Here is a 23052-nt window from a genome sequence, read left to right on the forward strand (position 1 = left end):
GACGGGGGCGGGGCCGGCACCCGGAGAGGTGCCGACCCCGTGCTCAGGACGTGGCGCCCGGGTCGTGCGGTCAGGCCTTACGCATGTACGCGCGCACCGTGAGCGGCGCGAAGACCGCGACGATGACCGCGGCACCGACGAGCGAGACCGCGGCGTCGGAGCCGAGCGTCCCGGTGTTCGCCAGCTCGCGGACCGCGGTGACGAGGTGCGACACCGGGTTGACGTCGACGAAGCCCTGGAGCCAGCCCGGCATCGTGTCCGGCTGGACGAACGCGTTCGACAGGAACGTCAGCGGGAAGAGCACGATCATCGAGATGCCCTGCACGCTCGACGCGGTCCGGGCGATGACGCCGAAGAACGCGAAGATCCAGCTCACGGCCCACGAGCACACGATGACCAGCAGACCTGCGAGCGCGACGGCACCGAGCCCGCCGTCGGGCCGGTAGCCCATGAGGTAGCCCATCGCGAACGTGAGCGTGGTCGCGATGAGGTAGCGGACCGTGTCCGCGAGGAGCGCGCCCGACAACGGCGCGATGCGCGCGATGGGGAGCGACCGGAAGCGGTCGAACACGCCCTTGTCCATGTCCTCGCGCAGCTGCGTGCCGGTGACGACCGACGTCGTGATGACGGTCTGCACGAGGATGCCCGGGATGATGATCGGCAGGTAGCTCGTGACGTCCCCCGCGATCGCCCCGCCGAAGATGTACGTGAACATCAGCGTGAAGAGGATCGGCTGCAGCGTCACGTCGAAGAGCTGTTCCGGCGTGCGCTTGATCTTCAGCAGCCCGCGGTACGCCATGGTCAGCGTGTGGTCGGCCGTCGCGCGCAGCGACGTGCGGTCGGACAGTGCGCGGTCCGCGCCCGCCTGGATGCGGGGCCGGGTCGCGGGCGACACGTCGGTCGGGCCGGGAGCCGTGGGGGGAGTCGTGGTCGTGGTGGTCATCGCAGCGCCGCCTCTCGCGTCGCGGCCGCGCGGTCGTCGCGCGCGCCCGGGGTGTCGTCCGTGGAGCGCCGGTCCACGGCGCCGCCCGTCGTGCCGTCGCCGGCCACCGGGTCGGACGCCTCGGCGCCGTGCCCCGTCAGGGTGAGGAACACCTCGTCGAGGCTCGGCTTGTCCATGCTCAGCGAGCCGACCTCGATGCGTGCCTCGCGCAGGCGCACGAGGAGGTCCGTCACGACGTCCGGCCCGGGGACGGGCACTGTGAGCCGGCGAGCCTCGGGGGAGACCGTCGCGGCGAGGCCCAGCGAGCGCTCGACGATGTCGAGCGCGGGCGTCACGTCCGTGGCGTGGATCAGGGCGAGCTGCAGCGACTGGTCGCCGACGGCGTCCTTGAGGTCGTCCGCGGTGCCCTCGGCCACCACTCGCCCGCGGTCGATCACCGCGATCCGGTCCGCGAGCTGGTCCGCCTCGTCCAGGTACTGCGTCGTGAGCAGCACGGTCGACCCGCTCGCGACGAGGTCGCGGATCGTCGACCACATCTGGGCGCGCGTGCGCGGGTCCAGGCCCGTCGTCGGCTCGTCGAGGAAGATGAGCGGCGGCTGCGCGATGAGGCTCGCCGCGAGGTCCAGACGGCGGCGCATGCCGCCTGAGAAGTTCTTCAGCGGGCGGGACGCCGCGTCCGTGAGGCCGAACGCCTCCAACAGCTCGACGGCCTTGCGCCGGGCCTGCGTGCGCGACAGCCCGAGGAGCCGCGCGAAGATCACGAGGTTCTCCGTCGCGCTGAGCGTCTCGTCCACGGAGGCGTACTGCCCCGTCACGCCGATGAGCTGACGCACCCTGTGCGGGTGCGCGACGACGTCGTGCCCGAACACACGGGCCTCGCCGGCGTCCGGGCGCAGGAGCGTCGCGAGCATGCTGATGGTCGTGGTCTTCCCGGCGCCGTTGGGTCCGAGGACCCCGTAGACGGTGCCGGTGCGCACCGTGAGGTCCACGCCGTCGACGGCGCGGTTCTCGCCGAAGACCTTCACGAGGCCGTGGGCCTCGATCGCGGGGGTGGTCATGTGTCCTCCTGGTCGGTGGGTTCAGCACCAGGCTGGGCGTGCCTCCTCGCACCGCGCTGTCAGCGGAGCACCACCCGCTGTCACACCGCTGTCACGCCAGGGATAACCCGGTCGGCCGAGGTAGAGCCGTGGTCGGCCGAGGTAGAGCCGTGGTTCTTGTGCTCGACGGCGTGTGGTCGCCCTGGGTGGGTGGGGTGGGTGGTGGTGCCGCGTCTACCATCCGCCGCTCGTTCCTCGCGGCTCCCGCCAGGCCCGCCACGACGCGGCACCACCACCCACCCCGCCCGGCTTCGACTCGCCCTCGTCGGCGCTCACCTCGGGCGACTGCCCGTGGCCGGTCCGCCTGTGCCGTGCTGGCCCGCGGGTGGGCCTGACCGTCGGGGCGACCCACCCGTCGTCGGGCACGGTCTGGGCACTTCCTCGGCAGACCACGGCCCTACCCCGGCAGACCACGGCTCTACCTCGTTCGACCACGGCTCTACTTCGGCAGGTGCGGTTCGTGCCACGCGGGTCTGAGACCCGACTCGCCAGCGTCCTCCCGACGGCCGCAAAGGCCGTGTGCCGGGGCTGTCCGGCGTGCTAGCGTCGGGGCCGATCGTGCACCGAGCCGAGGAGGTGAGTCCCGTGAACGCTGTGTCCGTACCGGGCGCTCCCTCGCTGCCCACGATCGCGCGACGGCCGTAGTCGTCGTCGGGAGCGCTCGCCGCACCATCGCGAGAGGCGACTCCCATGCGCACCATCACACCTTCTTCTGCACCGGGCATCGCGCCCGCAGGTTCCTCGCTCCCTGATCCCACGGCGTCCGGTCCCGTCCCGACGACGGGCGAGCGGGCCCTCGTCCTCGGGGGCGGCGGGTCTACCGGCAACGCGTGGCTGACCGGCGTCGTCGCCGGCCTGGCCGACGCCGGGCTGGACGTGTCCTCGACGGCCGACGTGACCGTCGGGACGTCGGCCGGGTCGACGACGGCGGCGCAGCTCGCCGGCGCGATGCCCGCGGAGCTCTACGCCGCCGCTCTCGTCGCGCCCCCGCGCCCGCAGGTGGGGCCGAGCGGCCAGGCCGCGGGCAGGGACCGCACGCGACAGGCAGCGGACCAGATGGCGCGGACGGCCGCGGTCATCGCCGGTGCCCGGGACGCGGCGGACATGCGCCGCCGGCTCGGGGAGGCGGCGCTCGCGCTGCCCGGGTCGTCGGACGAGGCCGTGCAGTCCCGGTGGCGGGCCACCGTCGCCGCACGCCTGCCGGACCCGTCCTGGCCTCGAACGGCGGTCCTCCTCACCGCCGTCGACGCGCAGACCGGTGAGCCGTTCGTCTTCGACCGGCAGAGCGGTGTCGACCTCGTCGACGCCGTCGCGGCGAGCTGCGCGAGCGGGTTCGCCTACCGGGTCGGGGAGCGGCAGTACCTCGACGGCGGATATCGCCGCAACGAGAACGCGGACCTGGCGGCGGGGCACCGGCGCGTGCTGGTGCTGGCGCCGTTCGGGGGCAGGACGCGGGCGCCGCTGGGCTGGGGCCTCCAGCTCTCGGCCCAGGTCGACGAGCTGCGGGAACGGGGGAGCCAGGTCGAGGTGATCGTCCCGGGCGCCGGCGCGGACCACTTCTTCGGGCCTCAGGCGATGGACCTGTCGCTGCGCCCGGCGGCGGCCGAGGCCGGGTACGAGCGAGGTACCGCGCTCGCGGAGCGCGTCGCCGCGCTCTGGCGCTGACTGGCGCTGGCTGGCGCTGACGCAGCGGTGGCCCGGGCCGCTCAGGTCGGGGCCACCGCCCGTTCAGGCGCGGGTACGGGTGGTCAGGACGACGCGCGTGGAGCCGGCGACGAGGAGCGCCGAGCCGAGCATGTGCAGGCCGACGAGGAGCGCGGGCAGGCCCGTGAAGTACTGGACGTACCCGATCAGTCCCTGGCCCAGCGTGATCGCGAGCAGTACCCAGGCCGCGCGGCGCACCTGCTGCGGCCCGCGGCGGACGCTCACGAGGTAGGTGACGAGGACGGCGACGAACACCCACACGGCCCACGCGTGGAGCTTGCTCATGAGCGCGGGGTCGACGGCGAAGCGGTAGCCGACCTCCTCGTCGCCGCTGTGCGGGCCGGCGCCGGTGACGATGACGCCGAGGATCACGACCAGCGCCGTGATCGCGTACAGGGTCCAGGCGAGCGCGCGCGAGCGTGGCGCGACCGTCGGGACGGGCGGCCCGTCGCCCTCGCCGGACCGGTGCAGGAGGAGCAGCGAGACGGAGACGAGCGCGGCCGAGACGACGAAGTGCAGGGACACCCACCCCGGGTGCAGGTGCAGCAGGACGATCACGCCGCCGATGACCGCCTGCGCGGCGACGCCGAGCAGCGGGACGGCGCCGAGGAGCCGGTAGGACAGGACGCGCGAGCGGTCCGTCCACACGAGCACGAGGGCCGCGATCGCGATGACGCCCAGCACCCCGGTGAGCGTGCGGTTCCCGTACTCGACGAACTGGTGGTACGTCGTCTCGGGGTGGAACTTCGCCGCGAACTGCCCGGGCTCGCACTGCGGCCAGGTCGAGCACCCGAGCCCCGAGCCCGTGAGCCGTACGGCACCGCCGGTGACGATGATGCCGATCTGCGCCACGAGGTTCGCGACGAGCACCGGCCGGGTCCAGCGCCGCAGCGGCGCGAGCCGGTCCGGGCGTGCGGCGCCGTCGCCGGAGGCGGCGCCTGCGGGGCTGTCAGCGGGAGCGGGGTCGAGCGCGGGGGGCGGGGTGCTCACGGTCCCACGGTATCGGGACGACCGCGCAGCCCCGGAATCCTGCGGTGTGAGATGTGCCCGGGGCTCAGGTCCAGCGGAAGAGCTTGCCCGCGCCCCAGCCGAGCGCGGCGGTCCAGCCGAGCAGCACGACGACGGAGAACGGCGGCACCGAGCCGTCGAGCAGGGCGCCGCGCATGGCCTCGCCCAGCGCGCCGGACGGCAGCAGGAGCGCGACGTGCTCGAGCGGGCCGGGGAGCTGGTCGGCCGGGACGAGGACGCCTCCGCCGACGGTGAGCAGCACGAGCACGAGGTTCGCCACCGCGAGCACGCCCTCGGCGCGCAGCGTCCCGGCGAGCAGCATCGCGAGCGACGTGAACGCCGCGGTCCCGAGCAGCACGGCGAGCAGGGCCGCGGGGATCCCCGCGGGGTCGGGCTGCCAGCCGAGCGCGAGCGCGACCGCGGTGATGACGACGACCTGCACGACCTCGACCGCGAGGACGCCGAGCACCTTCCCCGCGAGGAGGCCGCCGCGACCCAGGGGAGTCGTCGACATGAGGCGGAGCACGCCGTTGCGCCGGTCGAACGCGGTCGCGATGGCCTGGGACGTGAACGCGGTCGACATCACGGCGAGCGCGAGGACGCCGGGTGTCACGAAGTCGACGCGCGAGGCCCCGCCCGTGTCGAGGTCGACGAACGACGTGAGCACGAGCCCGAGCAGGAGCATCACGGGCAGGATGATCGTCACCAGGAGCTGCTCGCCGTTGCGCAGGATCATGCGCGTCTCGAACGCCGTCTGCGCCACGACACGGCGCCACGCCGGCGCGGCGAGCTCGGCGGCCGCCTGAGCCTGGCTCTGGCCCGCAGCGTCCGGCGTGGTCGGGGTCGTGCTCATCGCAGGTGCCGTCCCGTGAGGTCGAGGAACACGTCCTCAAGCGTGCGGCGGCCCACCGTGACGCGCGAGGCGAGGACGCCGCGCGCGGCGAGCCACGTCGTCAGCGCCACGAGCGTCGCGGGGTCGGCGGGGCCGGTGAGGGTGTACGAGCCGGGCTGCGGCTCGGCGACGGCCCACGCGCCCGGCGCGGCGCCGACGGGCTGGCCCACCCCGGCGAGCGCGTCGCTCAGGCCGCCGAGGTCGAGCGCCGGCGTCGCCTCGAAGCGGACGGTGCGGTCCGCCGCGCCGTCGGCCCCGGTCTCGAGCAGGTCGCGGGTCGCACCCGCGGCGATGACCTTCCCGTGGTCGACGACGTAGACGTGGTCGGCGAGGTCCTCCGCCTCGTCCATGAGGTGCGTCGTGAGGACGATGCCCACGCCCTCGGCGCGCAGCTCGCGCACGAGCTCCCACACGGCGTGCCGGCTCTGCGGGTCCATGCCCGCGCTCGGCTCGTCGAGGAAGACGACCTCCGGCCGGCCGACGATCGCCGCGGCGAGCGCGAGCCGCTGCCGCTGCCCGCCCGACAGCCGGCGGACGGTCGTGCGCGCGAAGCTCTCCAGCCCCAGGCGCTCGGTGAGCTCGCCGACGTCGCGCGGCCGCGCGTACATCGACGCGACGTGCCGCAGCATCTCCAGCGCGCGCACGCCCGTCGGGAGCCCGCCGTCCTGGAGCATGACGCCGACGCGCGGGCGCAGGTCGCGCGCGTCGGTCAGCGGGTCGAGCCCGAGGACCTCGACCCGCCCGGCGTCGGGGGAGCGCAGGCCCTCGCAGCACTCGACCGTCGTGGTCTTGCCGGCGCCGTTGGGGCCGAGCACCGCGGTGATCGCGCCGCGCTCGGCGGTGAGGGACACGCCGTCGACGACGGCACGACCGTCGTAGCGCTTCACGAGGTCGTGCACGAGCACGGCGGGGGCGGGCACCCGGCGATTCTAGGGGGCGGTCCCGCCGCGAACGGCTCCCGCCCGGCCCGGACCGCACGGGTGTCGTGTACGCCACATTGCGGCGGAACCGGGCTGGTCTGAGGGTCGCCTTGCTTGCGCTGGGGCAATTAGGGAACAACCATGTTGTCTATATCTGTTCTGGAGATCTGTACGCCGTCCAGGCCGGTGCCGCGCGCACCCGAGCCCACCGGGACGCCACGGGAGGTGAGCATGGCCGCAGGATCCGTCCGCCCGGACGCGTTGCGCCCCGCCGCTCCCGCGAGCGCGCCCACGATGCCCGCCGACGCCGACCGCCGCACGCGCGAGCGCGTGCTCGAGCTCGTGGCGAGCGCGGGTCCCGTGAGCGCCGCCGACCTCGCCGCCACGCTCGGGCTCACCCCCGCGGCCGTGCGCCGCCACCTCGCCCTCCTCGAGGAGGACGACCTCGTCGCCGTGCACGACGCCGGGCACCCCACCGGGATGCGCGGCCGGCCCGCGAGGCGCTACGTCACGACGTCGGCCGGGCAGGGCGCGCTCAGCGGCACGTACGCCGACCTCGCGACCCAGGCGCTGCGGTACCTGCGCGACGTCGCCGGGCCGGACGCCGTCGAGCGCTTCGCCCAGGACCGGCTCGCCGAGCTCGCCGACCGCTACGAGGGCCGGCTCGACGCAGACGACGTCGAGGGCCGGGCCGCCCAGCTCGCGGCGGCGCTCGCGGACGACGGGTACGCGGCGAGCGTGCGCCCGGTCCCCGGCACCTCTGCGGTGCAGCTGTGCCAGGGCCACTGCCCGGTGCAGCACGTCGCCGAGGAGTTCCCGCAGCTGTGCGAGGCGGAGGCGCAGGTCTTCGCGAAGCTGCTCGGCTCGCACGTGCAGCGCCTCGCGACCCTCGCGACGGGCGCGCACGCGTGCACGACCAACGTCCCGGTGGGCCTTCCGGTCCCCGCACCGCGGGCGGCCCGGCCGCCCCGCGACCACGACGGCCATGCGCACGCAGGCCATGACCACGACGTCCGGGCGCGCGGTCGCCCGACGTCGGGCGAGATTTGACCCGAGGGGCGCACCGCCGCCCCGAGGCACGCACGACACCCCCCGCACGAACCTTGTACCGACTGCCCCCGCCCGCACACGACGGACAGTGGAAGGACGACCATGAGCGCTCCCACCCAGGACGCCACCGGCACGGCCCAGCCGACCGGTGAGAAGCAGACCGACGACGAGATCATCGCCTCGATCGGTGCCTACGGATACGGCTGGCACGACAGCGACGCCGCCGGCGAGGCCGCACAGCGCGGCCTGTCCGAGGACGTCGTGCGCAACATCTCGGCGCTGAAGAACGAGCCCGAGTGGATGCTCAAGACGCGGCTCAAGGCCCTGCGCCTCTTCGACAAGAAGCCCATGCCGAGCTGGGGCTCCGACCTCACCGGCATCGACTTCGACAACATCAAGTACTTCGTGCGCTCCACGGAGAAGCAGGCCGCCTCGTGGGACGACCTGCCCGAGGACATCAAGGAGACGTACGACAAGCTCGGCATCCCCGAGGCGGAGAAGCAGCGCCTCGTCGCGGGCGTCGCGGCGCAGTACGAGTCCGAGGTGGTCTACCACCAGATCAACGAGGAGCTCGAGCGCCAGGGCGTCATCTTCCTCGACACGGACACCGCGCTGCGCGAGCACCCGGAGCTCTTCCAGGAGTACTTCGGCACCGTCATCCCGTCGGGCGACAACAAGTTCGCGGCGCTCAACTCGGCCGTGTGGTCGGGCGGGTCGTTCGTCTACGTGCCGCCGGGCGTCCACGTCGAGATCCCGCTCCAGGCCTACTTCCGGATCAACACCGAGAACATGGGCCAGTTCGAGCGGACGCTGATCATCGCGGACGAGGGCTCCTACGTGCACTACGTCGAGGGCTGCACCGCGCCGATCTACTCGAGCGACTCGCTGCACTCCGCCGTCGTCGAGATCATCGTCAAGAAGAACGCCCGCGTGCGGTACACGACCATCCAGAACTGGTCGAACAACGTCTACAACCTCGTGACCAAGCGGGCGACCGCGGCCGAGGGCGCGACGATGGAGTGGGTCGACGGCAACATCGGCTCCAAGGTCACCATGAAGTACCCGGCGATCTACCTGCTCGGCGAGCACGCGCGCGGCGAGACGCTCTCGATCGCGTTCGCGGGCGAGGGCCAGCACCAGGACGCCGGGGCCAAGATGGTCCACGCGGCGCCGCACACGTCGTCGTCCATCGTGTCGAAGTCGGTCGCGCGCGGCGGTGGCCGCACGTCGTACCGCGGCCTGGTCCAGGTCCTCGAGGGCGCCTCGCACTCGGCCTCGACCGTGCTGTGCGACGCGCTGCTCGTCGACCAGATCTCCCGGTCCGACACCTACCCGTACGTCGACGTCCGCGAGGACGACGTGTCCATGGGGCACGAGGCGACGGTCTCGCGGGTGAGCGAGGACCAGCTGTTCTACCTCATGTCCCGAGGCATGGAGGAGACCGAGGCGATGGCCATGATCGTGCGCGGGTTCGTCGAGCCCATCGCGCGCGAGCTGCCCATGGAGTACGCGCTCGAGCTCAACCGCCTCATCGAGCTGCAGATGGAAGGGTCCGTCGGCTGATATGACCACCACCACCATTCCCGAAGAGGCCGGTCTGACGACCGACCACTCGCGCGCGCAGGCCGACGGGGCGCACTCCCACGGCGTCGTGCCCCAGGGCTCGCGCGCCGAGCGGCTCACGTCGTTCGACCTCGCCGACATCCCCGTGCCCTCCGGGCGCGAGGAGGAGTGGCGCTTCTCGCCCGTCGCGCGCCTCGCGCCCCTGTTCGACGAGAAGCTCGTCGGGCAGAGCGGGGGCGGCGACGTGCGCGTCACGGTCGTCGAGGCCCCCGAGGTCGAGGTCGCGATCGTCGGTCGCGACGACGAGCGGCTCGGCACCGCCGGCAAGCCCGGCGACCGCACCGCCGTCACGGCGTGGAACGCGTTCGAGCAGGCCACGGTCGTCACGGTGCCCAAGGAGGCCGTCGCGTCCGACGTGACGTCCGTGCGCGTCGAGGGTCACGGCTCCACGCCGACCGCGAGCCACGTGCTCGTGCGCGCCGAGCGGCACTCGGAGGCCGTCGTCGTGCTCGACCACGTGGGGACCGCGACGCTCAACGAGACGGTCGAGATCGTCGTCGAGGACGGCGCGCACCTCACGGTCGTGTCGGTCCAGGACTGGGCCGACGGCGCCGTGCACGCGTCGTCGCACCGCGCCCGCATCGGGCGCGACGCGCGGCTCAAGCACGTGGTCGTGACGCTCGGCGGCGACGTCGTGCGCATCACCCCGGACGCGACGTTCACGGCCGAGGGCGGCGACGTCGAGATGGTCGGGCTCTACTTCGCGGACGCGGACCAGCACCAGGAGCACCGCCTGTTCGTCGACCACGCCGTGCCGCGCTGCAAGTCGCGCGTCACGTACAAGGGCGCGCTCCAGGGCGAGGGCGCGCACGCGGTGTGGGTCGGCGACGTGCTGATCCAGGCCGAGGCCGAGGGCACGGACACCTACGAGCTCAACCGCAACCTCGTCCTCACGGACGGCGCGCGCGCGGACTCGGTGCCGAACCTCGAGATCGAGACCGGCGAGATCGAGGGCGCGGGCCACGCGTCCGCCACCGGCCGGTTCGACGACGAGCAGCTCTTCTACCTCCAGGCCCGCGGCATCCCGGAGGCCGAGGCGCGCCGCCTCGTCGTCCGCGGCTTCTTCGCGGAGCTCATCCAGGAGATCGGCGTCGCGTCGGTCGAGGAGCGCCTGCTCGAGGCGATCGAGCGCGAGCTGAGCAAGTCCATGTCGATCATCGACGGGAGCGCCGAGCCCGCCGAGGCGACGGCGTGACCGCACAGCCCGCCTGCACGACGTCCGACCTCGGCCCGGAGGAGGCGCTCCGCGTCGAGCTCCCGGCCGAGGACGGGCGGGTCGTCGAGGTCGCGGTCATCCGTGACGGCGACGGCGACTGGCACGCGATCTCGGACATCTGCTCCCACGGGGCCGTGTCCCTGTCGGACGGCGAGGTCGAGGGCTGCTTCGTCGAGTGCTGGCTGCACGGCTCGCAGTTCGACGTGCGGACCGGCATGCCGACCGCGCTGCCCGCGATGCGGCCCGTGCCCGTGTACCCGGTGACGGTCGACGGCGAGCAGGTGCTCGTCGACGTCGACCGCGTCGTCGCTCCCACCTGATACGTCCTTCGATCCGCCAGCCGATCCACGAGCACCACCACGGCGCGCCGGGCGCGCGCCCCACGGCTCACCAGAACCTCTTGGAGAAGAACCAGATGTCCACTCTCGAGATCCGCGACCTGCACGTCAGCGTCGAGACCAAGGAAGGGCCGAAGCCGATCCTGCGCGGCGTCGACCTGACGATCGCCAGCGGCGAGGTCCACGCCATCATGGGCCCCAACGGGTCGGGCAAGTCCACGCTCGCCTACTCGATCGCCGGCCACCCCAAGTACCAGGTCACCGGCGGCACCGTGACGCTCGACGGCGAGGACGTCCTCGCGATGAGCGTCGACGAGCGCGCCCGCGCGGGCCTGTTCCTCGCGATGCAGTACCCGGTCGAGGTCCCCGGCGTCTCCGTGTCAAACTTCCTGCGCACTGCGAAGACCGCGATCGACGGCGAGGCCCCCGCGCTGCGTCACTGGGTCAAGGACGTCAAGGGCGCCATGGAGCGCCTGCGCATGGACGACTCCTTCGCCGAGCGCTCGGTCAACGAGGGCTTCTCCGGTGGCGAGAAGAAGCGCCACGAGATCCTCCAGATGGAGCTCCTCAAGCCGAAGTTCGCCGTCCTCGACGAGACCGACTCGGGCCTCGACGTCGACGCGCTGCGCATCGTGTCCGAGGGCGTCAACCGCGTCCACGGCGCGACCGACGCGGGCATCCTGCTCATCACGCACTACACGCGCATCCTGCGCTACATCAAGCCGGACTTCGTCCACGTCTTCGTCGACGGCAAGGTCGCCGAGGAGGGTGGCCCGGAGCTGGCCGACCGCCTGGAGGAGGAGGGCTACGACCGCTACCTCTCGGGCGCCGTCGAGTCCGCCTCGGCCGCCTCGGCCTGAGCGGCAGCACCACCTCTGAGGAGACGACCATGACGACCACCGCGCACAGCTCCCCCCTGACGGCGACCGAGCTCGCCGCCGTGCGGGCGGACTTCCCGCTGCTCGAGCGCACCGTGCGCGGTGGTCGTCCGCTCGTCTACCTCGACTCCGCGGCGACGTCGCAGAAGCCGCAGGTCGTCCTCGACACCGAGGTCGACTTCTACGAGGAGCGCAACGCGGCCGTGCACCGCGGCGCGCACCAGCTCGCCGAGGAGGCGACCGAGGCGTTCGAGGACGCCCGCGCGGACGTCGCGGCGTTCGTCGGGGCACGTCCGGGCGAGATCGTCTGGACCTCCGGCGCGACGGCCGCGATCAACCTCGTCGCGTACGGGATCTCGAACGCGACGCTCGGCCGCGGGGGAGAGGCGGCCCGCCGCTTCGCGCTCGCGCCGGGCGACGAGATCGTCATCACGGAGGCGGAGCACCACGCGAACATCGTGCCGTGGCAGGAGCTCGCCGCCCGCACGGGCGCCGTCCTGCGCTGGTTCGAGGTGGACGACGACGGGCGCGTGCGCGTCGAGGACGCCGCGACGGTCATCACGGAGCGGACGCGGGTCGTCGCGTTCGCGCACGTGTCGAACGTGACCGGCGCGATCACGCCCGTCGAGCCGATCGTGGCCCGCGCGCGCGAGGTCGGGGCGCTCACCGTGCTCGACGCGTGCCAGTCCGTGCCGCACCTGCCGGTGGACCTGCCCGCGCTCGGCGTCGACTTCGCCGCGTTCTCGGCGCACAAGATGCTCGGCCCCACGGGCGTGGGCGTGCTGTACGGGCGGCGCGAGCTGCTCGAGGCGCTGCCGCCCGTGACGACCGGTGGGTCGATGATCGAGGTCGTCACGATGACCGAGTCGTCGTACATGGCGCCGCCGCAGCGCTTCGAGGCGGGCACGCAGGCCGTCGCGCAGGTCGTCGGTTTCGGCGCCGCCGCGAAGTACCTGCACGAGCTGGGCATGGACGGCGTCGCGGCGCACGAGCACGAGCTCGCGGCCGAGCTGCTGCGTATCGGGGAGATCCCGGGCGTGCGGATCATCGGCCCGCGCGAGCCCGAGGACCGGCTCGCCGTCGTGTCGTTCGTCGTGGACGGCGTGCACGCGCACGACGTCGGCCAGGTGCTCGACGACGCCGGCATCGCCGTGCGCGTCGGTCACCACTGCGCCCAGCCACTGCACCGCCGCTTCGGCATCGCCGCGACCGCGCGCGCGTCCGCGTCGGTGTACACCACGCGCGAGGACGTCGACGCGTTCCGGGAAGCATTGGCCGGTGTGCGCGCGTTCTTCTCGGTGGACTGAGAGAGGACCCGATGAGCTCGATCGAGCAGATGTACCAGCAGGTCATCCTCGACCACGCGAAGACCCCGCACGGCCGGGGCCTGGTCGAGGTGACCGACGGCGCCGCGAGCGGCCAGTCGCACCAGGTGAACCCCACGTGCGGCGACGAGGTGACGCTGCGCGTCGAGCTCGCCGGCGACACGATCGACCGCGTGAGCTGGGAGGGGCAGGGCTGCAGCATCTCGCAGGCCTCGCTGTCCGTGCTCACCGACCTCGTGTCCGGCCGGCCCGTGACCGAGGCCGAGCACCTGGGCGAGGTCTTCCGCGAGCTCATGGGCTCGCGCGGCAAGGGCCTCGACGAGGCCGCGGAGGACGAGCTCGGCGACGCCACGGTGTTCACGGGCGTGTCGCGCTACCCTGCGCGTATCAAGTGCGCCCTGCTCGGCTGGGCCGCGCTGCGCGACTCGCTCGTCACCTCGGGCGCCCTGAGCACGCTGGGCGACGCATCAACCGCAATGGCTTCCGACGCGGCGCTCGCCGCGCGGGGAACGACGGAGGAGAACCGATGACCACCGAGACCGGCGCGCCCGCCGAGGGCGTCACGCCCAGCCCGCCGAACGTCGCCGACGTCGAAGAGGCGATGCGCGACGTCATCGACCCCGAGCTCGGCATCAACGTCGTCGACCTCGGCCTCGTCTACGGCATCCAGATCGACCAGAACAACCACGCCGTCATCGACATGACCCTCACGTCCGCGGCGTGCCCGCTCACCGACGTCATCGAGGACCAGTCCGCGCAGGCCCTCGAGGGTCTCGTCGACGGCTTCCGCGTCAACTGGGTCTGGATGCCGCCGTGGGGCCCGGAGAAGATCACGACCGACGGCAAGGAGCAGCTCCGCGCGCTGGGCTTCAACGTCTGACGATCCCTCGCGTCCGCCCACGACGCCGCGTCCCCTCGGGGGCGCGGCGTCGTGCTGTCCCCGGACGTTCGACCCGCAGGCCCCGGCCCGCGGACGTGCCGCTCCGGACCGCCGCTGCTCACGATCCGATTGCGATCCTTCCGGTGCGTTGACGAGGACTGTCCTGAGTGTTGGGATATGTGCGCCCACACCACTTTTCGGAGGATGACGTGACACAGCAGGACCAGACCGGCGCGGGCGGTTCCCCGCGGCAGGTGCGCTATCGCGGCCGGCACCTCCCGATGGTCGCCGTGGTCATCGCGGCGACGATCGCCACCGCGCTGGCGTACAGCGGCATGGTCCTGTTCGGTCTCGAGGTGGCGCACATGTCGCCGCTCGAGGCGTACGGGCTCGCGGGCTTCCTCGAGATCAGCCTCGTCGCCGTGGCGCTCATGGCGCGCAACGCGGCGCTCGAGGGTCGCCCCTACGGCGTCCTCCTCGCGCTCACCTGGGTGCTCTCGGGCACGTCGGGTCTGTTCGCCGCGCTGCACGAGATCGCCGTCCCGACGGCGAGCACCCCGTACATGGTGGTGTTCCGGTTCGTGCCGCCGCTGGTGGCCGCGCTGATGTGGCACCTCGCCCTCGTGGGGGAGCGGCACATGGTGACGGGCCACACGCTCGAGGAGCGTCGTCGGGAGCTCCGCGTCCACGGCTACGTCTCGGCCCTGGAGCAGTGGCGGGACGCCCGCGCCGACAGCGCGGGCTCGTCCGGGGACCTGCGGAAGGTCCGCGCTGCGCACGAGCGGCAGCGCGCCGCCCGCGACGCCGCGCTCAAGCTGCTCACGGTCGAGGACTTCGAGCGCCGCATGCAGGTCTGGGTCGACCGCCTGGAGGCCGCGGAGCGCCACGGCAACCGGCTCGACCTCATCGGTGCGAGCTCGGTGAAGCGCGGCACCGCACGGGGTTCGGCCGAGGCCGCGGGGTCGACCGAGGCGGCGGCAGTCGTCGTCCCCCGGACCGCCACGCCCGCCGAGGGGCTCGTCGAGACGCACCGCAGGGAGACGCTCGCGCTGGAGTCCGCGCGCGACACCGAGGCCAGCACGCAGACCCCGACGTCTCTCGAGCAGGTCAGGGACCTCCCGGCCGCCGAGCCGAGCCAGGAGAGCCCGGCCGCCGTCGCGCCGGCCGAGGCGCCCGCCGTCGAGCGGGACGTCGAGCCGGAGACGGAGCCGGAGACCGAGCCGCGCGAGGCGAACGACGAGAAGCCCTACGTGCCCGAGACGGCGTTCGAGGCGCTCCCCGACCTCGAGGCGCGGGTGAAGGAGCTGTTCGGGCGTCCGCTCCCCTGGGACCAGCCGGCCCCGGAGGAGGACAGTGCGGCACCGGTCGTGGAGCCCCCCGCCGTGACGGGCCACACGCGGCGCGTCGAGGTCTTCGACCTCGTCGGCGGCACGAACGGCGCGCAGGCCGCGGCGACCGAGGCGGACGACGCCTCGCTCGGCGAGGACCCGACCGCGGAGCGCGACCGCCGCATCGTCGAGCTCGCCCGCCAGGGCATGAACCAGCGCGAGATCGCCCAGATGGTCTCGGCGTCGCGATCCACCGTGAGCCGCGTCGTGCGCCGCTACGAGGACCAGCGGCCCGTGGCGGACGAGGACCGCGAGCTCGCGAACGCCTGACGCACGGGGTCGCGCTCGGTCGTCCGGCCACCGTGGCCGACGTCCGACGCGCCCACCTCACGACGCCGCGCCCCCGTCCCGGGGGGGCGCGGCGTCGTGCCGTCCTCACCGCGCTGGAGCGCGCACGTGATGGCCTTCGATGGGGGTACTGGGGACCTTGGTCCCAGACGGCTGATGTGGTCAGACCACCTCCCCTAGGGTCGGGAGCAGGGCACCGGTCGCACCCGGACCGGGGCCCCGACGCAGCCCCCGCCTCTCGAAAGTGCTCCCCGTGGCCTCCCTCTCTCACTCCCCGTCGGACGCGGTCGCTCACGCCGCCGGCGGTCCCCTGGACGGCGACCGGATCGTCGTCGTCGGTGCCGGCATGACGGCGCACCGCCTCGTCGCGGGCCTGCGCTCGCGCGACCCCGAGGGCGGCTGGTCGCTCACGGTGATCGGCGACGAGCCGCACGAGCCGTACGACCGCGTGCACCTGTCGGAGTGGTTCGACGCGCGCGACGCCCAGGCGCTCGCGCTCGACCGCGGCGTGTGGGACGACCCGCGCGTCACGCTCGTCACGGGTGACGCGGTCGCGTCGCTGGACCGCGCGGCGAGCGTCGTGACGACGCGGTCGGGCCGCCAGGTCCACTACGACCGCGCGGTGCTCGCGACGGGCTCGTGGGCCTGGACGCCGCGCGCGGAGGGCACGGACCTGCCGGGCCTGTTCACGTACCGCACGCTGGACGACGTCGAGCGGCTGGCCGAGTGGGTGCGCCTGCGCGAGCGGACGCTGGGCCGGGCGGTGCGCGGCGTCGTCGTCGGCGGTGGCGTGCTGGGCCTCGAAGCCGCGGCGGCGCTCCAGCGCCTGGGCGCGGAGGCCACGGTCGTGGAGTTCGCCGACCGGCTCATGAGCGTCCAGCTCGACCAGGGCGGCGGCGAGATGCTGCGCCTGCTCGTCGAGGACCTCGGCGTCACGGTGCGCACGGGCGCGGGCGCGCACCGGTTCCTGCCCGCGGGCGACGGGTCCGTGGGCTCGGTCGAGCTCACCGACGGGTCCGCGCTGCCGACGGACGTCGTCGTCTTCTCCGTGGGCATCCGGCCGCGGGACCGGGTGGCGCGCGAGGCGGGTCTGGCGATCGGCGAGCGTGGCGGCGTGGTCGTCGGCGAGGCGTGCCAGACCTCCGACCCGGGCGTGTGGGCGATCGGCGAGTGCGCGTCGGTCGACGGCGTGTGCGCGGGGCTGGTGGCGCCGGGGAACGACATGGCGGACGTCGTCGTCGACCGCTTCCTGGGCGGCGAGCGCGTGCACCGCCGCGCCGACGACGGCACCCAGCTCAAGGGCGTGGGCGTCGAGGCCGCGTCGTTCGGCGACGTCAACGCGGTGAGCGCGGGCGCGCTCGAGGTGTCGTTCGTCGACCCGATCCACCGCCGGTACCGCAAGCTGGTGCTCTCGGACGACGCGACGACGCTGCTGGGCGGTGTGTTCGTCGGCGACATCGAGCTCTACTCCGCGCTGCGCCCGCTGCTGGGCAGCCCGCTCGGCGCCGACCCCGCGGCCGTCATCGCGCCCGACGGCGAGGGCCTGGCCGACACCGAGCTGCCCGACGAGGCCGTCGTCTGCTCGTGCAACAACGTCGACGCCGGGACGGTCCGCTCGGCGGTCACCGAGCACGGCTGCCGGACGATCGGGCAGGTCAAGGACTGCACGACGGCGGGCACGGTGTGCGGGTCGTGCGTCCCGGCGCTCACCAAGCTGCTCAACGCCGAGCTGTCCCGGGCGGGCGTCGCGGTCTCGGACGCGCTGTGCGAGCACTTCGCGATGTCCCGGGCGGCGCTGTACCGGCTCGTGCGCGAGGAAGGGCTGCGCACGTTCTCCGAGATCGTCGCGGCGCACGGGACGGGCCGCGGCTGCGCCGTCTGCCGCCCGACGGTCGCGTCGATCCTCTCGACGCTGCGCCGCGGCCACGTGCTCGAGGGCGAGCAGGCCGCGCTGCAGGACACCAACGACCACGTCATGGCGAACCTGCAGAAGAACGGCACGTACTCGGTGATCCCGCGCATGCCCGGGGGAGAGGTGCGCGCGGACCAGCTCCTGGAGTTCGCGAGGGTCGCGGACGACTTCGGGCTCTACGTGCGCGTGACCGGCGGCCAGCGGCTGGCGATGTTCGGCGCGCGGCTCGACCAGCTCCCGGAGATCTGGCGGCGCCTGACGGCCGTGGGCTTCGAGTCCGGGCACGCGTACGGGAAGTCGCTGCGCACGGTGAAGACGTGCGTGGGCCGCACGTGGTGCCGGTTCGGCGTGCAGGACTCGTCAGCCATGGCGGTGCGGCTCGAGCTGCGCTACCGCGGGCTGCGCTCGCCGCACAAGATCAAGTTCGGGGTCTCGGGCTGCGCGCGCGAGTGCGCCGAGGCGCGCGGCAAGGACGTCGGCATCATCGCGACGCACAAGGGCTGGAACCTCTACGTCGGCGGCAACGGCGGCGCGCAGCCCGCGCACGCCCAGCTGCTCGCCGAGGACCTCGACGACGAGACGCTGGTCCGCTACGTCGACCGGTTCCTCATGCTCTACGTCCAGGAGGCAGACCGCCTCCAGCGCACGGCGCCGTGGGTCGCGGAGCGCGCGGGCGGGCTCGAGGAGCTGCGGCGCGTCGTCGTCGAGGACTCGCTCGGGATCGCGGACCAGCTCGAGGCCGCGATGGCCGAGCACGTGCGCGACTACGAGGACGAGTGGGGCGCGACGCTCGCCGACCCCGCCAAGCTGCGCAAGTTCACGCCGTTCGTCAACGCGCCCGAGGCGATCGACGGCGACCTCGCGTTCGTCCCCGAGCGCGGCCAGGTCCGTCCCGCGGACGAGGGCGACGCCGTCGCCTACCCCGACCCGCGCGCCGCTCGCGACGTCGCGCTCCTCGCCGCCCGCGTTGAGCTGGAGGACGCCCGATGAGCACGTTCGTCGACATCTGCGCGCTCGACGACCTCGACCCGGAGCGCGGGGCCGGCGCGCTCCTGGGCGACACCCAGGTCGCCGTCTTCCGGCTCGCCGACGGCACCGTGCGCGCCGTCCAGCAGCGGGACCCGTACTCGGGCGCCAACGTCATGTCGCGCGGCCTCGTCGGCACGCATCGCGTCACCGGCGACGACGGCGCGGAGCGCGACGTCGACACGGTCACCACCCCCATGCTCAAGCAGGTGTGGGACGTCGACACCGGCGAGGTGATCGACGCCGGTGGAAAGGACCGCAGGCCGCTGGCGGTCTTCGCGGCGCAGGTGCGCGACGGGCGCGTCCTCGTCGCGGACGTCGCGAGCCCGGCCCGCGAGAGCGGTCCGGGGGCGACCTCGTGAGCGGCGCGGTCGGGCGCGCACGCACCGGCCTCACGAGGTCGTTCGCGGTGGTTCCCGGGCGTTAGGATCGGCCACCGCCGGCAAGGACGCCGGTGAACGACCGAAGGAGTTCCCTCGCCCATGATCGTCGCGTGGGGCGCGCTCGCCCTGCTCACCCTCGTCCACCTCGCCGCGCAGCTCGCGGACGCCTCGGCGCTCGCCGACACGTCGCAGTGGTTCCTCATGCCCGTCCTCGCGGTCTGCCTGTGGCTCGCGTCGCGACGACGCGACGGCGACGGACAGGCCCGGCGCTCGCGGCTGGTCCGTCTCACGCTCGTCGCGCTCGTCTTCTCCTGGATGGGCGACACCGCCCCCGACCTCGCCGACGGCGACGCCGCGTTCCTCGTCATGGTGGGGTTCTTCCTGTGCGCCCAGGTGACGTACACGCTCGCGTTCTGGCCCTACCGCGCGGGCTCCGTGCTACGCCGCCCGCTCGCGCTCGCCCCGTACCTGCTGGCCTTCGTCGCTCTCGTCGTCGCGTGCGCGCCCGGAGCCGGGTCGCTGCTCGTCCCGGTGGTCGTCTACGGCGCGTGCCTCGTCCTGATGGCCGTGACGGCGACGGGCGTCGACCGCCTCGCGGCCGTCGGCGGCGCGGTGTTCCTCGTGTCCGACGCGCTCATCGCTCTGAACGCGTTCGCGCCCTGGTACGGCCTGCCCGCCCACGGCTTCTGGGTGATGCTCACCTACGTCGTCGGGCAGGTGCTCCTCGTCCTCGGCGTGCTCCGGCGGGAGCGCGCCGCAGCGGTGCCCGTCGAGGAGAAGGGCGGCGCCGCGTGGGCGTCGACGTGACGCTTGCGCGGATCGTCCAGGAGGGGACGAGCCCGCGACGTCGTTCGACGACGTCGATCGCCGTGCTGCTCGACGACGGCGACGTGCTGGCCCGCCTCCTTCCCGCCAGCGGGTTGCCGATGCTCGCGCGCGTCGACCCCTACGGTGACGTCGTCCTCAGCGGCTCAGAGATGGAGCAGCTCCTCGACGAGTTGCACGTCCTGCGGTCCAGATCGGATCGGTCCGAAGCCGTCGTCATCGACAAGGTCGTCGCGCTCGCCGAACGGTGTCGTGGGGAACCTGGGTGGGAGCTGCGGTTCGAGGGCGACTGACCCTCAGGCGTCGAGCGAGCGGACGACGCGCGCGGGCGTGCCGACGACGACGGTGCGGGCGGGGACGTCCCGGGTGACGACGGAGCCGGCCCCGACGACGGCGTCGTCACCGACGGTGACGCCCGGGAGGACGGTCACGTTCGCGCCGAGCCACACGTTGCGGCCGAGGACGACGCGCGCGGGGTGCAGGTCGGCGCGTCGGGCGGGGTCGAGGTCGTGGTCGAGCGTCGTGAGGACGGCGTTGTGACCGATGAGGCAGCCGTCACCGACGACGATGCCGCCCTGGTCCTGGAACCGGCAGCCGGAGTTGATGAAGACGTCCCGGCCGAGGGTGAGGTTCTTGCCGAAGTCGGCCGTGAAGGGCGGGAAGAGGGTCACGGACTCGTGCACGGGCCTACCCGTCAGCTCTGCGAGCAGCTCGCGGACGCGCTCCGGTGAGCGGTAGACGCCGTTGAGCTCGCCGGCGATGCGCAGCGCCTCCTGGCTCGTGCGGTGCATGACGGCGTGCAGCGGCGAGCCGCCGGGGATCGTCCGGCCGGCGTCGAGCTCGGCCAGCAGGTCGTCCAGGTCCATGGGTCCCTCTCAGTCGGTGCCGGCCTGCGTGGTGGCCGCGGCCTCGGTGGCCGCCCACGACGCGAGCAGGTGCAGCGACTCCTCGGTCGGTGAGCCCGGCGTCGCGGTGTACACGGTCATGCCGAGCCCGGGGTCGCCGTGCAGCTCGAGCGTCTGGTAGTGCAGCTCGAGGTCCCCGACGACGGGGTGTCGGAACGTCTTCTGCCCGGCGTAGTGCCGGCGCACGTCGTGGGACGCCCACAGCTCGCGGAACCGCTCGCTCCGCGTCGAGAGCTCGCCCACGAGGGCCTGGAGGCGCCGGTCGTGCGGGCTGCGGCCGGCCTCGCGCCGCAGGATCGTGACGTTCGTCCAGGCTGCGCGGTCCCAGTCGGGGTAGAAGTCGTGCGACCCGGGGTCGAGGAAGATGTGCCGTGAGAAGTTGGCCGGGCCCGCGGAGCCCGCGACCATCGGCGCGTACATCGCGTACCCGAGCGCGTTCGCGGCGACGAGGTCCATGCGGTTGTTCTGGATGAACGCGGGCGCCGTGGTGATCGCGTCGAGCAGGTACTGCAGCTCGGGGCGCACCGGCGTGTCGCCGTGGCCGCGCTGCGGGCGGGCGCCGACGGGGTTCGCGGTGCGCGCGAGGTCGAGCAGGTGCTCGCGCTCGGCCGCGTCGAGCAGCAGGGCGCGCGCGACGGACTCGAGCACGACGTCGGACACGCCCCGCAGGTTCCCGCGCTCGAGCCGCGTGTAGTAGTCCACGCTCACGCCCGCGAGCCGGGCGACCTCGTCGCGCCGCAGGCCCTCGACCCGGCGGCGGCCGCCGAACGTCTCGATGCCGGCCTGCTCGGGCGTCACCCGGGCTCGGCGGCTCATGAGGAACTCGCGCACCTCGGAACGGTTGTCCATGGCCTCCACGTCCTTCACGGTACGTCGGGACGACGGCGGGTCGCGCGGGCGGGAGGGTCTCGCGCCCGCCCGCGCGGTCACGTCAGCCCGGGTACTCCTCGGGCGTGAGGAGGTCGCCCCACGTCGTCTCCGGCTCGTCGGCGCCCGGTGCGGGCGCCTCCCACAGCGCGAGGTGGCACAGGAAGCTGTCGCCCCTCGCGCCGTGCCAGTGCCACTCGCCCGGAGGCGTGTAGACGGTGTCGCCCGGCCGGAGCTCGGCGACCTCCTCGCCCCGCGACTGCACGTAGCCGAACCCCTCGGTGACGTGCAGGGTCTGCCCGACGGCGTGCCGGTGCCACGCGGTGTGCGCCCCGGGGGCGAAGCGCACGAGGTTCAGGCGCGACCGGGACGGCTCCGTGCCCGCGTAGTAGGCGTTGAACCAGACGTCGCCGGTGAACCACGCGGCGGGTCCCTTCACGGTCGGCGTCGTCGGCTGCCTCTCGGTGCTCATGGTCTCTCCTTCCATCAGGACACGGCTCAGAACGCGACGAGCGTCTTGAGGGACTCGCGGCGGTCCATCGCGGCGTAGCCCTCGGCGATGTCGTCGATCGCGACGGTCTTGTCGAACACCCGGCCCGGGTCGATATCCCCGCGGAGCACCTGCGGGATCGCGTCCTCGAGGTACGCGCGGACGGGCGCGGGCCCGCCGGTGAGCGTGATGTTGCGGCCGAACAGCGACGCGAAGCCGACCGGCGCGTCGTCGTACTGCGGGACGCCGACCCGGCTGATCACGCCCCCGGCACGCACGACGCCGTAGGACTGCTCGTAGGCGGGCATGTGCCCGACGGCCTCGAGCACGACGTGGGTGCCCAGGCCGCCGGTGAGGTCCAGGACCCGCTGGATCCCCTCGGCGCCGCGCTCGGCGACGACGTCGGTCGCGCCCCACTCGCGCCCCAGGTCAGTCCGTGCCGTGTGGCGGCCCATGAGGATGATGCGCTCGGCCCCCATCTGCCGTGCGGCGAGCACGGCGGACAGCCCGACCGCGCCGTCGCCGATCACGGTGACGGTCGTCCGCGCGGACACGCGCGCCATGTGCGCCGCGTGGTAGCCGGTGAGATACACGTCCGAGAGCGTGAGCAGCGACGGCAGGAGCGGGCTCGTCTCGTCGACGTCCGGCACGGCGACGAGGCTGCCGTCGGCGAGCGGGATGCGCGCGAGCTCGGCCTGCTGGCCGCCCACGTCGCCGGGGTTGCCGTAGAAGCCGCCGTGGGGGCAGGCGGTCTGGAACCCGTCGCGGCACACGGGGCACGTGTTGTCCGACCACGCGAACGGCGCGATGACGAGGTCGCCCGGGCGGACCGTCGTGACGGCCGCCCCGGTCTCCTCGACGACGCCGAGGAGCTCGTGCCCGATGGGGACTCCCTGGTCGGTGTGCGCCATGGAGCGGTAGGGGTGCAGGTCGGAGCCGCAGACGCACGCGCGGACCGCGCGCACGATGGCGTCGGTCGGCTCGACGATCGTCGGGTCGGGGCGGGTCTCGACGCGGACGTCGCCCGCGCCGTAGATGACGGTGGCCTTCAAGGAGTTCTCCGTTGCCGAGGGATCTGTGGTCGTGACCATTCG

General features: G+C 73.4%; 22 protein-coding genes and 2 pseudogenes. 14 read left to right on the plus strand and 10 right to left on the minus strand.

Annotated features, from left to right (window positions below; genetic code table 11):
• Nucleotides 1–70 precede the first annotated feature (70 nt).
• Complete coding sequence (locus A0J59_RS09980; protein WP_082918901.1) at nucleotides 71–943, minus strand: ABC transporter permease; 873 nt, start codon at nucleotides 941–943, stop codon at nucleotides 71–73.
• The gene (locus tag A0J59_RS09985) at nucleotides 940–2001 is read right to left on the minus strand and encodes an ATP-binding cassette domain-containing protein (RefSeq protein WP_082918902.1); all 1062 of its coding nucleotides are present in this window, start codon (nucleotides 1999–2001) and stop codon (nucleotides 940–942) included. Before A0J59_RS09985 ends, A0J59_RS09980 begins: the two co-directional genes overlap by 4 nt.
• A gap of 729 nt (nucleotides 2002–2730) precedes the next feature.
• Between A0J59_RS09985 and A0J59_RS09990 the strand changes: the two genes are divergently transcribed.
• On the plus strand, nucleotides 2731–3705 hold the full coding sequence (locus A0J59_RS09990; RefSeq protein ID WP_082918903.1) for a patatin-like phospholipase family protein: 975 nt from the start codon (nucleotides 2731–2733) through the stop codon (nucleotides 3703–3705).
• Nucleotides 3706–3768: 63 nt separating this feature from the next.
• On the opposite strand, the gene A0J59_RS09995 is transcribed toward A0J59_RS09990, so the two are convergent.
• The 3 genes from A0J59_RS09995 to A0J59_RS10005 all read right to left on the minus strand — a co-directional run bounded on the left by A0J59_RS09995 (nucleotide 3769) and on the right by A0J59_RS10005 (nucleotide 6564).
• Complete coding sequence (locus A0J59_RS09995; RefSeq protein ID WP_082918904.1) at nucleotides 3769–4734, minus strand: COX15/CtaA family protein; 966 nt, start codon at nucleotides 4732–4734, stop codon at nucleotides 3769–3771.
• A 64-nt stretch (nucleotides 4735–4798) separates the two neighbouring features.
• Nucleotides 4799–5605 (minus strand): ABC transporter permease, encoded by an 807-nt coding sequence (locus A0J59_RS10000; RefSeq protein ID WP_053370947.1) that lies wholly within the window; start codon nucleotides 5603–5605, stop codon nucleotides 4799–4801.
• The gene (locus tag A0J59_RS10005) at nucleotides 5602–6564 is read right to left on the minus strand and encodes an ABC transporter ATP-binding protein (RefSeq protein ID WP_064316015.1); all 963 of its coding nucleotides are present in this window, start codon (nucleotides 6562–6564) and stop codon (nucleotides 5602–5604) included. The genes A0J59_RS10000 and A0J59_RS10005 overlap by 4 nt, the downstream gene beginning before the upstream one ends.
• A 231-nt stretch (nucleotides 6565–6795) precedes the next feature.
• On the opposite strand from A0J59_RS10005, the gene A0J59_RS10015 reads away from it, so the two are divergent.
• The 13 genes from A0J59_RS10015 to A0J59_RS10075 all read left to right on the plus strand — a co-directional run bounded on the left by A0J59_RS10015 (nucleotide 6796) and on the right by A0J59_RS10075 (nucleotide 19989).
• Entirely contained in the window at nucleotides 6796–7614 is an 819-nt protein-coding gene (locus A0J59_RS10015) for a metalloregulator ArsR/SmtB family transcription factor (RefSeq protein ID WP_082918905.1), read from the plus strand.
• A gap of 102 nt (nucleotides 7615–7716) precedes the next feature.
• Nucleotides 7717–9177, plus strand: coding sequence for a Fe-S cluster assembly protein SufB (sufB, locus tag A0J59_RS10020; protein WP_047234318.1), 1461 nt, complete (start codon nucleotides 7717–7719; stop codon nucleotides 9175–9177).
• A 1-nt stretch (nucleotide 9178) separates the two neighbouring features.
• A complete protein-coding gene (gene sufD, locus A0J59_RS10025; protein WP_047234319.1) occupies nucleotides 9179–10432 on the plus strand; it encodes a Fe-S cluster assembly protein SufD in 1254 nt (417 codons plus the stop codon).
• A complete protein-coding gene (locus A0J59_RS10030; protein WP_047234320.1) occupies nucleotides 10429–10773 on the plus strand; it encodes a non-heme iron oxygenase ferredoxin subunit in 345 nt (114 codons plus the stop codon). Before sufD ends, A0J59_RS10030 begins: the two co-directional genes overlap by 4 nt.
• A gap of 95 nt (nucleotides 10774–10868) precedes the next feature.
• Nucleotides 10869–11651, plus strand: a complete 783-nt coding sequence (sufC, locus tag A0J59_RS10035; protein WP_047234341.1) for a Fe-S cluster assembly ATPase SufC — start codon at nucleotides 10869–10871, stop codon at nucleotides 11649–11651.
• Nucleotides 11652–11680: 29 nt separating this feature from the next.
• The gene (locus A0J59_RS10040) at nucleotides 11681–12976 is read left to right on the plus strand and encodes a cysteine desulfurase (RefSeq protein WP_047234321.1); all 1296 of its coding nucleotides are present in this window, start codon (nucleotides 11681–11683) and stop codon (nucleotides 12974–12976) included.
• A gap of 11 nt (nucleotides 12977–12987) precedes the next feature.
• Complete coding sequence (gene sufU, locus A0J59_RS10045; protein WP_082141491.1) at nucleotides 12988–13524, plus strand: Fe-S cluster assembly sulfur transfer protein SufU; 537 nt, start codon at nucleotides 12988–12990, stop codon at nucleotides 13522–13524.
• Nucleotides 13521–13874, plus strand: a complete 354-nt coding sequence (locus A0J59_RS10050; RefSeq protein ID WP_047234322.1) for a metal-sulfur cluster assembly factor — start codon at nucleotides 13521–13523, stop codon at nucleotides 13872–13874. Before sufU ends, A0J59_RS10050 begins: the two co-directional genes overlap by 4 nt.
• Nucleotides 13875–14083: 209 nt before the next feature.
• Nucleotides 14084–15532: a helix-turn-helix domain-containing protein gene (locus A0J59_RS10055; RefSeq protein WP_156186456.1), complete on the plus strand. Its 1449-nt coding sequence runs from the start codon at nucleotides 14084–14086 to the stop codon at nucleotides 15530–15532.
• A gap of 271 nt (nucleotides 15533–15803) precedes the next feature.
• On the plus strand, nucleotides 15804–18452 hold the full coding sequence (gene nirB / locus A0J59_RS10060) for a nitrite reductase large subunit NirB (protein ID WP_064316018.1): 2649 nt from the start codon (nucleotides 15804–15806) through the stop codon (nucleotides 18450–18452).
• On the plus strand, nucleotides 18449–18850 hold the full coding sequence (locus A0J59_RS10065; protein WP_064316019.1) for a nitrite reductase (NAD(P)H) small subunit: 402 nt from the start codon (nucleotides 18449–18451) through the stop codon (nucleotides 18848–18850). Before nirB ends, A0J59_RS10065 begins: the two co-directional genes overlap by 4 nt.
• A 120-nt stretch (nucleotides 18851–18970) precedes the next feature.
• Nucleotides 18971–19678, plus strand: a complete 708-nt coding sequence (locus tag A0J59_RS10070) for a lysoplasmalogenase (protein ID WP_064316020.1) — start codon at nucleotides 18971–18973, stop codon at nucleotides 19676–19678.
• On the plus strand, nucleotides 19663–19989 hold the full coding sequence (locus tag A0J59_RS10075) for a hypothetical protein (RefSeq protein WP_064316021.1): 327 nt from the start codon (nucleotides 19663–19665) through the stop codon (nucleotides 19987–19989). Before A0J59_RS10070 ends, A0J59_RS10075 begins: the two co-directional genes overlap by 16 nt.
• Before the next feature lie 3 nt (nucleotides 19990–19992).
• Here the strand turns inward: A0J59_RS10075 and A0J59_RS10080 are convergent, their stop codons facing one another.
• From A0J59_RS10080 to A0J59_RS22635, 5 genes and pseudogenes are all read right to left on the minus strand, one after another.
• Nucleotides 19993–20562, minus strand: coding sequence for a DapH/DapD/GlmU-related protein (locus A0J59_RS10080; RefSeq protein WP_047234327.1), 570 nt, complete (start codon nucleotides 20560–20562; stop codon nucleotides 19993–19995).
• A 9-nt stretch (nucleotides 20563–20571) separates the two neighbouring features.
• A complete protein-coding gene (locus tag A0J59_RS10085; RefSeq protein ID WP_064316096.1) occupies nucleotides 20572–21450 on the minus strand; it encodes a helix-turn-helix transcriptional regulator in 879 nt (292 codons plus the stop codon).
• An 82-nt stretch (nucleotides 21451–21532) separates the two neighbouring features.
• Nucleotides 21533–21940 (minus strand): cupin domain-containing protein, encoded by a 408-nt coding sequence (locus A0J59_RS10090; protein ID WP_064316022.1) that lies wholly within the window; start codon nucleotides 21938–21940, stop codon nucleotides 21533–21535.
• 26 nt (nucleotides 21941–21966) lie between these two features.
• Nucleotides 21967–22557 (minus strand): annotated as a pseudogene (locus A0J59_RS22630) (zinc-binding dehydrogenase); the annotation flags it as partial.
• An 87-nt stretch (nucleotides 22558–22644) separates the two neighbouring features.
• Nucleotides 22645–23049, minus strand: a pseudogene (locus A0J59_RS22635) (alcohol dehydrogenase catalytic domain-containing protein); the annotation flags it as partial.
• Nucleotides 23050–23052 lie beyond the last annotated feature (3 nt).

The organism is Cellulosimicrobium sp. I38E, assembly GCF_001647255.1.
GTDB classification, from domain to species: domain Bacteria; phylum Actinomycetota; class Actinomycetes; order Actinomycetales; family Cellulomonadaceae; genus Cellulosimicrobium; species Cellulosimicrobium cellulans_E.

Coding starts and splice junctions, on each gene's coding strand:
- A0J59_RS09980 (WP_082918901.1), bottom strand. CDS start 943: ATGACCACCACGACCACGACTCCCCCCACGGCTCCCGGCCCGACCGAC.
- A0J59_RS09985 (WP_082918902.1), bottom strand. CDS start 2,001: ATGACCACCCCCGCGATCGAGGCCCACGGCCTCGTGAAGGTCTTCGGC.
- A0J59_RS09990 (WP_082918903.1), top strand. CDS start 2,731: ATGCGCACCATCACACCTTCTTCTGCACCGGGCATCGCGCCCGCAGGT.
- A0J59_RS10000 (WP_053370947.1), bottom strand. CDS start 5,605: ATGAGCACGACCCCGACCACGCCGGACGCTGCGGGCCAGAGCCAGGCT.
- A0J59_RS10015 (WP_082918905.1), top strand. CDS start 6,796: ATGGCCGCAGGATCCGTCCGCCCGGACGCGTTGCGCCCCGCCGCTCCC.
- sufB (WP_047234318.1), top strand. CDS start 7,717: ATGAGCGCTCCCACCCAGGACGCCACCGGCACGGCCCAGCCGACCGGT.
- sufD (WP_047234319.1), top strand. CDS start 9,179: ATGACCACCACCACCATTCCCGAAGAGGCCGGTCTGACGACCGACCAC.
- sufC (WP_047234341.1), top strand. CDS start 10,869: ATGTCCACTCTCGAGATCCGCGACCTGCACGTCAGCGTCGAGACCAAG.
- A0J59_RS10040 (WP_047234321.1), top strand. CDS start 11,681: ATGACGACCACCGCGCACAGCTCCCCCCTGACGGCGACCGAGCTCGCC.
- sufU (WP_082141491.1), top strand. CDS start 12,988: ATGAGCTCGATCGAGCAGATGTACCAGCAGGTCATCCTCGACCACGCG.
- A0J59_RS10050 (WP_047234322.1), top strand. CDS start 13,521: ATGACCACCGAGACCGGCGCGCCCGCCGAGGGCGTCACGCCCAGCCCG.
- A0J59_RS10065 (WP_064316019.1), top strand. CDS start 18,449: ATGAGCACGTTCGTCGACATCTGCGCGCTCGACGACCTCGACCCGGAG.
- A0J59_RS10070 (WP_064316020.1), top strand. CDS start 18,971: ATGATCGTCGCGTGGGGCGCGCTCGCCCTGCTCACCCTCGTCCACCTC.
- A0J59_RS10080 (WP_047234327.1), bottom strand. CDS start 20,562: ATGGACCTGGACGACCTGCTGGCCGAGCTCGACGCCGGCCGGACGATC.
- A0J59_RS10085 (WP_064316096.1), bottom strand. CDS start 21,450: ATGGACAACCGTTCCGAGGTGCGCGAGTTCCTCATGAGCCGCCGAGCC.
- A0J59_RS10090 (WP_064316022.1), bottom strand. CDS start 21,940: ATGAGCACCGAGAGGCAGCCGACGACGCCGACCGTGAAGGGACCCGCC.